Consider the following 14,266-nt stretch of genomic DNA (forward strand, 5'->3'; position numbering starts at 1 on the left):
TGCGGGATTCGTCTGTTAACCGAACTGGGCCCTGGTCCCATCCGTGAAATACGCGTTTTGGCGCCCCCTTGCACATGCGCTAAACCCTGCCGTCTCACCGGGTTTTGACGGATCCGCATCTTGCCCGGACCGCTTTGGACCGCTATCTGTTATATATGCGCATCACACCGTCATTTGCTGTTCTGGCCCTTGCTGCCTGCCTGACGCCTAACTTTTCTCAGGCGCATCCTCACATTTTCGTGGACACCTCACTTGCACTACGGATTGATGAAGAAGGTCAGCTGCTCGGGCTTGAGGTCACATGGGCCTATGATGATTTCTACTCACTCCTCATTTTTGAGGACCGCCAGCTCGACAATGATTTCGACGGAGAGCTGAACCCAGCGGAACTGGCCCAACTGCAGGGGTTTGACATGCAATGGGACGCGGATTTTGCAGGCGACACCTTTGTCACGCAAGATGATACCCCCGTTGCATTGGCCGCGCCAGAGCATCTGGCAACCGAGGTCAGCCAGGGCCGGATCACCACTCGCCATTTTCGACCACTTGCAGCGCCGGTGCCTGCGGATGATCTGGTGATTCAGACCTATGACCCAACCTATTACACCGCCTATACCGTTGGACCACGGGTCAGCCTGCCAGAGGGCAGCCCCTGTTCCGCCACCGTTACCGCACCCAATTTAGATCAGGCCTACACGCTGGTGGAAGAAACGCTTTATGCCATGTCCAGCGCCGAGGCCGAAGACAATTACCCCGAGATCGGAAAATCCTTTGCAGACACCATCAGACTTTCCTGTGCCCACGGATCATAATCCAACTGCAATTCCTCCTGTTTCGCGTCGGAGGGTGCTGGCGTGGTGTCTTGGGCTTGGTGCTGTCCTGTGTATTGGCGCCGCCATCTGGCTTTGGGGATTTGGCGGCGCGGACCGTCTGGCCCTTTGGGCTGCCAATGAACAGCAGATTGTACAAAACGCGCTTGCAAGCGCCCTGCGCGCGCTGAAAACCCAGCAGCCGGGGGCGCTGATGTCTTTGCTGTCCTTATGCTTTGCCTATGGGTTCTTTCATGCGGCAGGCCCCGGTCATGGCAAGCTGGTGATCGGAGGCTACGGGCTGGGCCAGAAGGTGCCGCTTGGACGTTTGATCTCTCTGGCGCTTGGATCCTCGCTGGCACAGGCGGGCACCGCAATCCTGCTGGTTGTGGGTGGACTTACGCTTCTGGACTTGGGCCGCGTGGAACTCACCGGGCTCACTGAAGAGGTGCTGGCACCGCTGTCCTACGGGCTGATCGCATTGCTGGGCCTTTGGCTGGCGCGCCGTGGCTTTCTGAAGCTCTGGCGGACAAAGGCTGCAACGGTAGAACCACAGCTGCACAGCCATGATCATCACGGGCATCACCATCACGGGCCCGATCATCACGGGCATCACCATCACGGGCATGATCACCACCTGCATGAACATGACGCGCATCATGACCATATGCACGCCCCCCACCCTCACAATCACCACCACCACCACCACCACGAAGGTGACATCTGCCCGGATTGCGGCCACAAACATGGCCCCTCCCTGGAAGAGGTCGCCGCAGTCCGTTCCTTCCGCGATGGTCTGGCGATTATCGCCTCGGTTGCGATGCGCCCCTGCACGGGGGCAGTTTTCTTGCTGCTGCTGACATGGCGGCTGGATTTGATGACCGCCGGGGTTCTGGGCACATTGGCGATGGGTCTTGGCACCGCCTCGATTACGATCGCTGTTGCCATCGCATCGGTGACCGTGCGCGAAGGTACATTGTCCCGTCTCTCGGGCACCCGCGCCCGCAGCATTGCCGCCACGATGGAGCTGGTTGGCGGGCTGATCATCTTGGGTGTTGCCAGCCAGATTGCCCTTCGGCTGATCTGAGCCACCGCAAAGCTCACCAATATGTGAAAATGCACAGGACACTGTGCATTGCACGGACCGTCAGGAATTTACTTGAAGGTCAAAAATTACGCATCTAAGCAAAAGCATGACACATGCGGCTCTTCACTCCAATGCTATGACACCAAAAGGCCATGTGCGTGCAATTGCCGTTCTGGGCCTGCCACTGATTGGCGGTCATCTGGCGCAATTCGCCATCGGCCTGACGGATGCGGCGATGCTGGGCTGGTACAGCTCCGGCGCGCTGGCCGCCGTGACGCTGGCCAGTTCCTATTTCCATGCGATCTTTTTGCTCGGGTCCGGCTTTGCCTTTGCAGTGCTGCCCCTGGTGGCCGCAGCGGCCGGGTCAGGTGACACCCGAATGGCGCGCCGCGCAAATCGTATGGGTCTTTGGCTGTCGATGCTTTATGGGGCGATCGCCATGCCGGCATTCCTGTGGTCTGAACCGATCCTGAGAGCCCTTGGACAGGATCCAACCGTTGCCGCCGACGCCGCGCAATACCTGTCAGTAATGGGCTGGGGAACCTTTCCCGCCCTGATCGTGATGGTCCTGAAATCCACTCTCGCCGCACAGGAACGCACCCAGGTCGTACTGTTCATGCAAATCGCCTCGGCCGTGGTCAACGCCGGCGTGAACTATGTCCTGATCTTTGGAAACTTCGGCGCACCAGAGATGGGCCTAATGGGCGCGGCCATTGCGTCGCTTGTGACAATCTCGGTCAGCACCCTGATCCTGATAGCCTATTGCCAGCGGGCTCTCCCAGAGCAAGAGCTGTTTCGCAATATTCACCAACCGGACTGGGAGATGTTCGCGCGTCTATTCAAGCTGGGTATTCCAATCGGCTTCACCACCTTGGCCGAAGTCTCTCTGTTTATGGCCTCCGCCATTATGATGGGCTGGATCAGCCCCATAGCGCTGGCAGCTCATGGGATTGCGCTCAATCTTGCGGGGCTTACCTTCATGGTGCACCTGGGTCTGTCGAATGTTGCCACCATCCGCGTGGGCAATGCACTGGGACGCAAAGACCTACCCCATATGCTGCGCGGCGCCCGAATGCTGATCCTGCTGTCCTTTGCCTTTGCGATGCTGTCAGCTGCGGCTTTTGTGCTGTTTCCCGAAGCTCTGATCTCGGTCTTTCTCAGCCCGGATGATCCGGATCGCGCGATCATTATGACAAGCAGTATCTCGCTTTTGATCGTCGCCGCCTTCTTTCAGTTGACCGACGGGCTTCAGGCCCAGGCCATCGGCCTTTTGCGCGGGCTTCAGGACACAACCGTTCCCATGCTCATTGCCGTTTTTGGCTATTGGGCGGTTGGCGTGCCGACAGGCTATGTCCTCGGCTTTGTTTTTGACCTGGGCGGCGTTGGAGTCTGGATAGGCCTGGTCTTTGGCCTCACCGCGGTGGGCGCGCTGCTCCTGTGGCGTTTCTGGGGCCATGCGATACGGCGCGGCGACCTGTTTTAACACCCGCCTGCGCCCAGCTTATCCACAGAACCTTGCGCCCCCCTTTCGCCGGGACACAACTGGTGCCATAATGGTCGCCAAACAACAGCAAATCACATTCAGTTGAGAGCAGCCCCGACACATGGCAGATGATCTCCTTTCCACGCCCCAGGCCGAAACCTACGACGCATCCTCCATCGAAGTCCTTGAAGGGCTCGAGCCGGTGCGCCAGCGCCCTGGCATGTACATCGGCGGCACGGATGAACGCGCGCTGCACCATATGGTGGCGGAAATCCTCGACAACTCCATGGACGAGGCCGTCGCAGGCCACGCCAACCGGATCGAGGTAGAACTGCACGCAGATTATTCGGTCACCATCCGCGACAACGGCCGCGGCATTCCGATCGACCCCCATCCCAAGTTCCCCGACAAATCCGCGCTTGAGGTGATCCTGTGTACCCTGCACGCCGGCGGCAAGTTCTCGGGCAAGGCCTACCAGACCTCGGGCGGCCTTCACGGTGTAGGGTCGTCCGTTGTGAACGCGCTGTCGGATTCCATGGTGGTCCAGGTCGCCAAAAACAAAGAGCTCTATGAACAGAAATTCTCCCGCGGTCTGCCCCTCGGCGGAGTGGAGAAGATCGGCGCAGCCCCCAACCGCCGTGGCACCACCGTGACCTTCCACGCGGATGAGATGATCTTTGGCTCCCACCGCTTCAAACCCAAACGCCTGTTCACCCTGGTGCGCTCCAAGGCCTATCTTTACTCGGGTGTGGAAATCCGCTGGAAATCGGCCATCGACGACAATGAGACCCCGGTCGAGGCCACCTTCCACTTCCCCGGCGGCCTGCGTGACTATCTGACCGAAGTTCTGGGCAAAACAACCACCTATGCCGACGCGCCCTTCGCGGGCAAAGTTGAGTTTTCCGAGAAATTCGGCGAACCCGGCTATGTGGAATGGGCGATCAACTGGACACCTTCGCGCGACGGGTTCACCCAGTCCTACTGTAACACCGTCCCCACGCCCGAAGGCGGCACCCATGTGACCGGTTTCTGGGCCGCGCTCCTCAAGGGGATCAAGGCCTATGGCGATCTGGTCAACAACAAGAAGGCTGCCCAGATCACCCGCGAAGACCTGATGGCAGGCGGCTGTGCGCTGGTCTCCTGCTTCATTGCAGACCCGGCATTCGTGGGCCAGACCAAGGACCGCCTGTCGACCGAAGCCGCCGCAAAAATGGTGGAAAACTCGGTCCGTGACCATTTCGACAACTGGCTTGCGGCGGATACCAAATCGGCCGGCGCCATCCTCGACTTCCTGGTTCTGCGCGCCGAAGAACGTCTGCGCCGCAAACAGGAAAAAGAGACCCAGCGTAAGAGCGCGACCAAGAAACTGCGTCTGCCGGGCAAGCTCACCGACTGCACCGCCAAGAACCGCGCAGGCACCGAATTGTTTATTGTGGAGGGCGACTCGGCCGGCGGCTCCGGCAAGGGCGCGCGCAACCGCGAAAACCAGGCGCTGTTACCCTTGAAGGGTAAGATCCTGAACGTGCTTGGCGCGGCCTCCTCGAAACTGGGGTCAAACGCCGAAATCCGCGATCTGTGTGAGGCGCTGGGGGTTGGTGTGGGGACCAAATTCAACCTCGATGATCTGCGCTATGACAAGATCATCATCATGACCGATGCGGATGTCGACGGCGCCCATATCGCCTCGCTGCTGATGACCTTCTTCTTCACCCAGATGCGCCCGCTGATCGACGCAGGCCACCTCTACCTCGCCTGCCCGCCGCTCTTCCGCCTGACTCAAGGGGCCAAACGTGTGTATTGCCTGGACGAGGCAGAGCGCGACAAATGGCTGGAAAAAGGGCTGGGCGGCAAAGGCAAAATCGACGTCAGCCGATTTAAGGGTCTGGGTGAAATGGACGCCAAAGACCTGAAAGAGACAACAATGGACCCCAAAACCCGGAAATTGATCCGGGTCACCATCGACGAGGACGAACCGGGCGAGACCGGCGACCTGGTCGAACGTCTGATGGGCAAAAAACCCGAACTGCGCTACCAGTACATTCAGGAAAACGCGAAGTTCGTGGAGGAGCTGGATGTTTGAGTGCGAAAAATAGGCACAATCAATAAAATTCTCGTGCATTAGCTCAAGTGTAATTGCAGTTTTACAAAACGGCGACAAAAATAACAGAGCAATGTTCTGTTAAAAGGTTGTGCCTATGTTACGTTATCGATTTTTTGGGTACTTTTTACTCACGGTTGCTTTACTTCCGTTTCGGCCTTTAGCTGCGGCAACGCTCATTAGCGGTAATACGGTCGCAGCAACCACCTTGCGTATCGGCGGCGAGCTAGTTCAGGACAGAGTTGATCAAACAAACACATTTAATACAGTTTTTGACGGGTTACATTTAAACGGTCTAGCTGGGGCTCAAACGCTCGATAGAGAGCTCTCTGGATCAGCTAGTTTCAGTGCAAATTTTGCAACCGGAACGTTTAGCGCTTCATCTTTTTTGGAGCGTGACAGCCAGCTTGGGAATGGATATGGTAGCTCTGCTGCACTTGTTGACTCAAGATATTCATTCAACATAATTGGCGACGGCTTTGTGACGGTTTCCTTAGACCTCGTTGCATCTGTCGCTTCTGGCGGTTCTGTACGGTCTACAGACAACCCTTACGCAACAGCCTTGTTGGGAATTAATCCTTCATCTGGAAGGCCTTTCCAGCCTTCACTAATGTTCGACACTCGCGGGATGGCAGCGGAACAGACATTCGGGGACGTCATTGAACAAAGTTTTTCGGAAACACTTTCGTTGACTTTCCCGATCATCGACGGGGATACATTTACGCTACGAGCTTATTTGACTTCGCATGGCTCTATTGGCAACACCACCGCTGCGTACAGATCAGCTAATATACAAGGTATTCTTTCCGTAGAAAGCAGCGGTGGAGCTAGCGTAATAGAACAGGACAATCGCGTTTTATCAGCTCCGCCTGCCCCAGTTCCGCTTCCAGCCGGTGGGGTGCTCATTCTTTCAGGGTTGGCATGTTTTGGTTTATTTACGCGATTTATCCAACGCAGGAAGCTCGTCAACTGAAAACCGCTCGTTTCGGCCACCGCCAATCCTAGCCTAGCCCTTAAAATTTAACGGTTTGAATTATCGTTGACACACACCTTCAACCCTTTCATCTTTTCCCAAATACTCCCGCCGGAGGCTTCGGCCGTTTCACTTGGCGCAAACCTTCGTGGTTAAAACGCCAGCGTGCTCTCGACCGCGCGTTTCCAGGCGGTGTATTTGACGTCGCGCACCTCGGTCGCCATTGACGGGCGGAACTCGCGGTCCAGCGCCCAGCCTTTGGCAAATTCCTCCATATCCGGCATCGCGCCGATTTTCATACCCGCCAGCCAGGCCACACCCAGCGCCGTGGTCTCAAGCACCTTGGGACGGTCCACCGGTGCGTCGGTGATATCGGCGAGGAACTGCATCGCCCAGTCCGAGGCCGACATGCCCCCATCGACCCGCAGGACCGACTGACCGCTGTTTGTGCCCTCTGCCGCGCTCCAATCGGCGCGCATCGCGTCAATCAGGTCACGGGTCTGGTAGCCCACGCTTTCCAGCGCCGCCTTGGCCAGCTCATTGGGGCCAGAGTTGCGCGTGAGTCCATAGATCGCGCCGCGACAATCCGGGTTCCAATAGGGCGCGCCAAGGCCCGTAAACGCAGGCACCAGAACCACCGATTGCGCGGGATCTGCGCCATCCGCCAGCCCTTGGGTTTCCGACGCTTCGCGGATGATTTTCAGCCCGTCACGCAGCCATTGCACCACGGCACCGGCGACAAAAATCGACCCTTCCAGCGCATAGGTGGGTTTGCCATCCAGTTGATAGGCAATGGTCGTCAGCAGGCGGTTGTTGGATTTCACCGGCACATCTCCGGTATTGAGCAGCGCAAAACAGCCCGTCCCATAGGTGGATTTCAACATCCCCGGTTTGAAACACGCCTGCCCCACGGTCGCCGCCTGCTGGTCGCCTGCCACGCCGTTGATCGGGATCTCCCGCCCAAAGAGATCGCCGCGGCACAGTCCAAAATCATCAGCGCTGTTCTTGACCTCGGGCAGCATATGCATGGGGATGTCCAAGAGATCACAGATCGTCTGGCTCCACCGCCCTTTGCGGATGTCATACAGCATGGTGCGCGCCGCATTTGTGGCGTCGGTTGCATGCACTTTACCACCCGTCATTTTCCAGATCAGGAAGGTATCAACGGTGCCAAACAACAGCTCTCCGAGATTGGCGCGCGCCCGTGCGCCCTCCACATTGTCCAGCACCAATTTCAGCTTGGTGGCCGAGAAATAGGGGTCCACCAGCAAACCGGTGCGGTCGGCAAACATATCCGCATGCCCCGCCTCCTGCAGGCTGCGGCAGAAGTCAGCCGTGCGCCGGTCCTGCCAGACAATGGCGTTGTAGATCGGCTGCCCTGTTGCCTTGTCCCAGACCACGGTGGTTTCGCGCTGGTTGGTGATCCCGATCGAAGCGATCTGCGCCACATCAATGCCTGCGCGTTCGATCACCGCCCGGCAGGTGCCCGCTGTCGTCGCCCAGAGGTCATCCGGATTATGCTCCACCCAGCCGGAATTTGGGAAGATCTGCGCAAACTCCTCCTGGGCTGAGGCCACAGGCGCAAGCTGAGCGTCAAACAGAATGGCGCGGGACGATGTGGTGCCCTGGTCGATGGCAAGAACATAGGTCATGGGTGGGTCTCGTTTAAAATCAAACGCAAAGGGTTGGGTCCAGAGAGTGTGGCCAAATACGAACGCTCTGGCCAGATAAAACCAAAGCCGTGACCAGAGGTCACAAAGAAGGCGGGGGCGTATGTGAACGCCCCCGCCCTGTCTCATCCCAGGGGCTTACTGCCAGGATTTGATCAGCTCGTCATAGGACACCGTCTTGGGCTCTTCGTCCTCATTGGCAAGCTTGGCATAAGGTGCACCCGGCTGGTTGAACCAGTACTCGGCATCTTGCTCGTCATTGAGTTTCGGACCCAGGTCGCCCTGAACGCCTGCACGTTCCAGACGCTGCAGAACGCGCTCCTGGTCGGAACACAGCGCATCCAGCGCTTCTTGCGGGGTCTTGGCGCCGGACATGGCGTCGCCGATGTTCTGCCACCACAGCTGTGCCAGCTTGGGGTAGTCAGGCACGTTGGTGCCGGTTGGGGACCACTGAACGCGCGCGGGCGAACGGTAGAACTCCACCAGACCACCCAGCTTGTCCGCACGGTCGGTAAAGTGCTGGCTGTCGATGGTGCTTTCGCGGATGAAGGTCAGACCCACGTCAGACTTCTTCAGGTCCACGGTTTTTGACACCACGAACTGAGCATAAAGCCAGGCCGCTTTGGCGCGATCCACCGGGGTGGATTTCATCAGTGTCCAGGAACCAGCGTCCTGATAGCCGATCTTCTGGCCGTCTTTCCAGTAAACACCATGTGGGCTGGGCGCCATGCGCCATTTCGGCGTGCCGTCCTCGTTCATCACCGGCAGGCCCGGCTCAACCGTGGCTGCGGTAAAGGCGGTGTACCAGAACATCTGCTGTGCAACGTTCCCTTGTGCTGGGATCGGACCCGCCTCAGAGAAGGTCATACCAGCGGCCGCGGGCGGAGAGTATTTTTCCAGCCATTCGATCGCCTTGGTCACGGCGTAAACCGCAGCCGGCGCGTTGGTCGCACCACCGCGTGCCACACAGGAACCGGTCGGCTGGGAGTTTTCGTTCACACGAATGCCCCATTCGTCAACCGGCAGGCCGTTGGGTTCACCAACGTCGCCCATGCCCGCCATGGACATCCACGCGTCGGTATAACGCCAGCCCAAAGACGGGTCTTTCTTGCCGTAGTCCATATTGCCAAATACGTCCCCTTCGACGCCCATATGGCTCAGGTTACGACCGGTGAAGAATTCGGCGATATCCTCATAGGCAGACCAGTTCACCGGAACGCCCAGATCATAGCCGTATTTCTCTTTGAAGTCGGCTTTGTTCTTCTCGTCGTTGAACCAGTCATACCGGAACCAGTATAGGTTCGCGAACTGCTGGGTCGGCAGCTGGTACAGTTTGCCATCGGGGCCCGTGGTAAAGCTGGTGCCGATGAAATCATCCACATCCAGGCTCGGCAGGGTCACATCTGCACCCTCACCCGCCATCCAGTCGGTCAGGTTGCGCACCTGCTGGTAGCGCCAATGGGTGCCGATCAGGTCACTGTCGTTGATATAGGCGTCATAGATGTTTTCGCCGGACTGCATCTGGGTCTGCAGCTTTTCAACCACATCGCCTTCGCCGATCAGATCATGGGTGACCTTGATACCGGTGATCGCTTCAAAGGCGGGCGCCAGTACTTCGCTTTCGTACTGGTGGGTGGTGATGGTTTCCGACACCACTTTGATTTCCATGCCCTCAAACGGCTTGGCCGCATCCACAAAGAATTGCATCTCTGCTTCCTGATCAGCGCGTGACAGCACCGACAGATCGCCAATTTCCGTATCCAGGAACTGTTTGGCAGCTTCCATATCGGCCATAGCCGCGCTGCCCATCAGTCCAAGTGCCAGCGCAAGCGCGGTACTTGATTTCAGCGTGAACTTCATCGTTTCCTCCCGTTTAAAGTTCTTTCTTGTTCCATCCCCCCACCGCCCGCCGGGCCATGGGAAGCCAGATCTTTGCTTTACACCCAGCGGAACACCGCCACGGCGTAGATCAGGCACAGCCCCAGCGCATAAGGCTGGTTTGCACCCGCAAGCCCCAGCCAGCCAAGATTGATAAAGGCTGAACCAAGAAGCGTGATAAACAGACGATCCCCTCGGGTCGTCTCAGTCCCCAAAACACCACGACGCGGCGTTTCGGGAAATTTGATTGCCAGCACGGTGAAGACGATCAGCGTCGTGGCAATGAAGATGAAGAACAATGCCGTCGGCAGGGTCCAGGCCATCCAATCCATCAGGGCTCTCCTCCGGTCTGGTTACACACGGCCCAGGGCAAAACCCTTGGCGATGTAGTTGCGTACGAAATAGATGACCAGGGCACCGGGCACGAGCGTCAGCACACCCGCCGCCGCCAGCACACCCCAGTCAATGCCCGCTGCACCTTGGGTTCGGGTCATGATTGCGGCAATCGGCTTTGCGTCCACCGTGGTCAGGGTCCGGCTGAGCAGCAGTTCTACCCAAGAGAACATAAAACAGAAGAAGGCCGCGACCCCGATGCCCGATGAAATCAGCGGCATGAAGATCTTCACAAAGAACCGGCCAAAGCTGTAGCCGTCGATATATGCGGTCTCGTCGATTTCCTTGGGCACGCCGCGCATGAACCCTTCCAGGATCCACACCGCCAGCGGCACGTTGAACAGACAATGCGCCAGCGCCACCGCGATATGGGTGTCAAACAGACCCACCGAGGAATAGAGCTGGAAGAACGGCAGCGCAAAAACAGCCGGCGGTGCCATTCGGTTGGTCAGCAGCCAGAAGAACAGGTGTTTGTCGCCCAGAAAGCTGTAGCGGCTAAAGGCGTAGGCCGCCGGCAGCGCCACAGCAAGGCTGATCACCGTGTTCATCACCACATAGGTCAACGAGTTCACATAGCCCATGTACCAGGCGGGGTCAGACAGGATGGTGATATAGTTCTGAAACGTCAAATCCTGCGGCCACAACGAAAACGTGCTCAGGATCTCGGTGTTGGTCTTCAGGCTCATATTGATCAGCCAGTAGATCGGCAGCATCAGGAAGATCAGATAGCAGGCCATCACAATGACCGACCCTTTGATCGCCACCCGCGCCTTCTTCTTGGGCTGCACGGTAAAGCTGGTTGTGGCAGTTTCATCCGTCATCAATCAGCCCTCCCTTTTGTCCATAGTGGTCATAATGGTGTAGAAGACATAGGCCAGCGTCAGGATCACAAGGTTATACATGATCGAAAACGCAGCAGCCGGTCCCAGATCGAATTGGCCAAGCGCCATTTTGACAAGGTCAATCGACAAAAGCGTTGTTGCATTGCCCGGACCACCGCCGGTTACAACAAATGGCTCGGTGTAGATCATGAAACTGTCCATGAACCGCAGCAGGATCGCGATCATCAGAACACCCATCATCTTGGGCAGCTCGATAAAGCGGAAGATCTTCCAGCGCGATGCTTGATCGATCTTGGCCGCCTGATAATAGGCGTCGGGGATTGATTTCAGACCGGCAAAAGCCAACAGCGCCACCAGCGAGGTCCAGTGCCAGACATCCATCACAATGATGGTGGCCCAGGCGGCAAATGTGTCTTGGGTATAGTTGTAATTGATCCCCAGCGCATCCAGCGTATAGCCCAACAGACCAATGTCCACACGGCCAAAGATCTGCCAGATGGTGCCCACCACGTTCCACGGAACCAGCAGAGGCAGCGACATCAGAACCAGGCAGAAGCTCGACCAGAAGCCCGATTTCGGCATGTTCAGCGCCACAAAAATCCCCAGCGGAATTTCAATCGCCAGAATAATGCCCGAGAACATCAGCTGACGCCCCAAAGCGTCCCACATCCGTTCCGAATGCAGCATTTCTTCGAACCATTCGAGACCGGCCCAGAAGAACTGGTTGTTGCCGAATGTGTCCTGCACAGAATAGTTCACAACCGTCATCAACGGGATTACCGCCGAAAACGCGACCAGGATCAGAACCGGAAGGATCAGGAACCAGGCCTTTTGATTGACTGTCTTTTCCATCAGGCTGCCTCCCCCTCTTGCAACCAGTCGTTCACGTAAACATTGACCCGTTCCGGCGCAAAAGTGACGCGGTTCATATCCGGCGAAATCTCGGTGCCTTCGGGCGCGACAATGTTCATTTCTTTGCCAAAGAGGTCGGCGCGCACGATCTTGTGGCGGCCCACGTCCTCAACCCGGCGTACATTCACCGGCAAGCCATCACCCTTGGTCAGCGTCACAAATTCCGGGCGCACGCCGATCTCGACCTTGCCGGACAGATCCTTGAACGCGCGGTCCAGACGTACCTCGGCCCCATGCACCGACGCCACCTGCCCCGCAACCGAGGCCGGGATCACATTCATCCCCGGAGAGCCGATGAAATAGCCCACAAACGTATGTTCCGGCTTGTTAAACAGCTCTTCCGGCGTGCCGATCTGCACCACGCGGCCGTCGTACATCACAACCACTTTGTCCGCAAAAGTCAGCGCCTCGGTCTGGTCGTGCGTCACATAGATCATCGTGTGACCAAATTGGTGATGCAGCGATTTCAGCTGGGTGCGCAGCTCCCATTTCATATGGGGGTCGATCACGGTCAGCGGTTCGTCAAACAACAGCGCGTTCACATCCTCGCGCACCATGCCACGACCCAGCGAGATCTTCTGCTTGGCATCCGCCGTCAGACCGCGCGCACGGCGGTCCAGCTCGGCTTCCATACCAATCATCTGACCGATCTGCTGCACGCGCTCGGCGATATACTTAGGATCCGCACCGCGGTTTTTCAGCGGAAACGCCAGGTTCTCGCGCACGCTCATGGTGTCATAAACAACCGGGAACTGGAACACCTGGGCGATATTGCGATCTGCGGTGGACGCATGGGTCACATCCTGATCATCAAACAGAATGCGCCCCTGGCTCGGCTGCAACAGGCCCGAGATGATATTCAAAAGCGTCGATTTCCCGCATCCTGACGAGCCGAGCAACGCATAAGCCTCGCCGTCTTTCCAGACGTGGTTCAGCTCTTTCAGCGCAAAATCATCCTCGCGGGTCGGGTTGGGCAAATAGGAATGCGCCAGATTATCAAGTGTGATTTGTGCCATATCCAGCCCCCCTCATGCAGCCAAAGCGTAAGAGGCCGGCGCCACCAATGCGCCATTCTCATCAAAAATATAGACATGTGCCGGATCCAGATAGACCGGCAGCGTCGCTCCGATCTCAAGGTTGTGGATCCCATGCACCAGCCCCACCCAGGTCTCGCCGTGGTGGTCCAGATGCACAAATGTCTCGGAGCCGGTCAGCTCAGTCACGACCAGACGGGTGTCAAATGTCATCAGCCCCGCCGCATGCGGGGTGATCTCCACATGGTTGGGACGGAACCCCGCCACATAGCGCCCATCGGCCAGATCCGCCATCGGCCCCACCGCATCTGCGGTCTGACCATCGCCAAACATGATCTTTGTGCCCGTCTTGGACACCTTCAGGAAGTTCATAGGCGGATCGCTGAACACCCGCGCGGTGGTTGCATCCACCGGCTGGCGATAAACCGACGGCGTCAGACCAAACTGGGTCACGCGGCCTTCCCACATGGTGGCGGTATTGCCCCCCAACAACAGCGCCTCTTCCGGCTCGGTTGTGGCATAGACAAAGATGGATCCCGCCTCTTCAAAGATCTTGGGGATCTCAACCCGCAGCTCTTCGCGCAGTTTGTAATCCAAGTTCGCCAAAGGCTCATCCAGCAGAACCAGACCCGCATCCTTGACCAGCGCGCGCGCCAAAGCACAGCGCTGCTGCTGACCACCGGACAGTTCCAGCGGCTTGCGCTGCAACATCGGCGACAGCTGCATCAGATCCGCAGCCTTGTTCACTGCGGCGTCAATCTCGGCGCTGGATTTTCCCATCAGCCGCAAAGGCGAAGCAATATTGTCGTAAACAGTCATCGACGGGTAGTTGATGAACTGCTGATACACCATCGCCACCTGACGATCCTGCACCCGCATGCCCGTGACATCATTGCCTTGCCAAAAGATCTTGCCCTTGGTTGGCGCATCCAGCCCGGCCATCAGGCGCATCAACGAGGTCTTGCCCGACAAAGTCGGCCCCAGCAGCACATTCATCGTGCCTTTTTCCAACGTCAGATCAGTGGGGTAGATATGGGTCGCCCCATTCACCACCTTTGACACATTCCTAAGCTCGAGTGTCATAACT

12 protein-coding genes are annotated in these 14,266 nt (G+C 57.7%); 5 read left to right on the top strand and 7 right to left on the bottom strand.

The window, feature by feature from the left end; translation table 11 throughout:
• Window positions 1-239: 239 nt before the first annotated feature.
• The 5 genes from ACXAEW_RS17925 to ACXAEW_RS17945 all read left to right on the top strand — a co-directional run bounded on the left by ACXAEW_RS17925 (window position 240) and on the right by ACXAEW_RS17945 (window position 6,450).
• Window positions 240-812, top strand: a complete 573-nt coding sequence (locus ACXAEW_RS17925; protein WP_474942631.1) for a DUF1007 family protein — start codon at window positions 240-242, stop codon at window positions 810-812.
• Window positions 772-1,896: a nickel/cobalt transporter gene (locus tag ACXAEW_RS17930; protein WP_474942632.1), complete on the top strand. Its 1,125-nt coding sequence runs from the start codon at window positions 772-774 to the stop codon at window positions 1,894-1,896. The genes ACXAEW_RS17925 and ACXAEW_RS17930 overlap by 41 nt, the downstream gene beginning before the upstream one ends.
• Window positions 1,897-2,002: 106 nt before the next feature.
• Window positions 2,003-3,379 (top strand): MATE family efflux transporter, encoded by a 1,377-nt coding sequence (locus ACXAEW_RS17935; RefSeq protein WP_474942633.1) that lies wholly within the window; start codon window positions 2,003-2,005, stop codon window positions 3,377-3,379.
• A gap of 121 nt (window positions 3,380-3,500) precedes the next feature.
• Complete coding sequence (gene parE, locus ACXAEW_RS17940; protein ID WP_474942634.1) at window positions 3,501-5,459, top strand: DNA topoisomerase IV subunit B; 1,959 nt, start codon at window positions 3,501-3,503, stop codon at window positions 5,457-5,459.
• 115 nt (window positions 5,460-5,574) lie between these two features.
• Window positions 5,575-6,450 (top strand): hypothetical protein, encoded by an 876-nt coding sequence (locus ACXAEW_RS17945; protein WP_474942635.1) that lies wholly within the window; start codon window positions 5,575-5,577, stop codon window positions 6,448-6,450.
• 152 nt (window positions 6,451-6,602) lie between these two features.
• Here ACXAEW_RS17945 and glpK read toward each other — a convergent pair whose 3' ends face one another.
• The 7 genes from glpK to ACXAEW_RS17980 all read right to left on the bottom strand — a co-directional run bounded on the left by glpK (window position 6,603) and on the right by ACXAEW_RS17980 (window position 14,262).
• Window positions 6,603-8,102: a glycerol kinase GlpK gene (glpK, locus tag ACXAEW_RS17950; protein WP_474942636.1), complete on the bottom strand. Its 1,500-nt coding sequence runs from the start codon at window positions 8,100-8,102 to the stop codon at window positions 6,603-6,605.
• 156 nt (window positions 8,103-8,258) lie between these two features.
• On the bottom strand, window positions 8,259-9,980 hold the full coding sequence (locus tag ACXAEW_RS17955) for an ABC transporter substrate-binding protein (protein WP_474942637.1): 1,722 nt from the start codon (window positions 9,978-9,980) through the stop codon (window positions 8,259-8,261).
• 77 nt (window positions 9,981-10,057) lie between these two features.
• Window positions 10,058-10,330, bottom strand: a complete 273-nt coding sequence (locus tag ACXAEW_RS17960) for a DUF2160 domain-containing protein (protein ID WP_474942638.1) — start codon at window positions 10,328-10,330, stop codon at window positions 10,058-10,060.
• A gap of 21 nt (window positions 10,331-10,351) precedes the next feature.
• Window positions 10,352-11,212, bottom strand: coding sequence for a carbohydrate ABC transporter permease (locus ACXAEW_RS17965; RefSeq protein WP_474942639.1), 861 nt, complete (start codon window positions 11,210-11,212; stop codon window positions 10,352-10,354).
• Window positions 11,213-11,215: 3 nt separating this feature from the next.
• Entirely contained in the window at window positions 11,216-12,085 is an 870-nt protein-coding gene (locus ACXAEW_RS17970; RefSeq protein WP_153216862.1) for a carbohydrate ABC transporter permease, read from the bottom strand.
• Complete coding sequence (locus ACXAEW_RS17975) at window positions 12,085-13,161, bottom strand: ABC transporter ATP-binding protein (protein ID WP_474942640.1); 1,077 nt, start codon at window positions 13,159-13,161, stop codon at window positions 12,085-12,087. The genes ACXAEW_RS17970 and ACXAEW_RS17975 overlap by 1 nt, the downstream gene beginning before the upstream one ends.
• A 12-nt stretch (window positions 13,162-13,173) precedes the next feature.
• Complete coding sequence (locus ACXAEW_RS17980; protein ID WP_474942641.1) at window positions 13,174-14,262, bottom strand: ABC transporter ATP-binding protein; 1,089 nt, start codon at window positions 14,260-14,262, stop codon at window positions 13,174-13,176.
• Window positions 14,263-14,266 lie beyond the last annotated feature (4 nt).

This window comes from Epibacterium sp. ABZ3_068, assembly GCF_056159265.1.

Bases quoted from the DNA above. Each gene is read 5' to 3' on its own strand.
- ACXAEW_RS17970 (WP_153216862.1), bottom strand. From the start codon at position 12,085: ATGGAAAAGACAGTCAATCAAAAGGCCTGGTTCCTGATCCTTCCGGTT.
- ACXAEW_RS17960 (WP_474942638.1), bottom strand. From the start codon at position 10,330: ATGGATTGGATGGCCTGGACCCTGCCGACGGCATTGTTCTTCATCTTC.
- glpK (WP_474942636.1), bottom strand. From the start codon at position 8,102: ATGACCTATGTTCTTGCCATCGACCAGGGCACCACATCGTCCCGCGCC.
- ACXAEW_RS17975 (WP_474942640.1), bottom strand. From the start codon at position 13,161: ATGGCACAAATCACACTTGATAATCTGGCGCATTCCTATTTGCCCAAC.
- ACXAEW_RS17935 (WP_474942633.1), top strand. From the start codon at position 2,003: ATGACACATGCGGCTCTTCACTCCAATGCTATGACACCAAAAGGCCAT.
- parE (WP_474942634.1), top strand. From the start codon at position 3,501: ATGGCAGATGATCTCCTTTCCACGCCCCAGGCCGAAACCTACGACGCA.
- ACXAEW_RS17965 (WP_474942639.1), bottom strand. From the start codon at position 11,212: ATGACGGATGAAACTGCCACAACCAGCTTTACCGTGCAGCCCAAGAAG.
- ACXAEW_RS17945 (WP_474942635.1), top strand. From the start codon at position 5,575: ATGTTACGTTATCGATTTTTTGGGTACTTTTTACTCACGGTTGCTTTA.
- ACXAEW_RS17980 (WP_474942641.1), bottom strand. From the start codon at position 14,262: ATGACACTCGAGCTTAGGAATGTGTCAAAGGTGGTGAATGGGGCGACC.
- ACXAEW_RS17955 (WP_474942637.1), bottom strand. From the start codon at position 9,980: ATGAAGTTCACGCTGAAATCAAGTACCGCGCTTGCGCTGGCACTTGGA.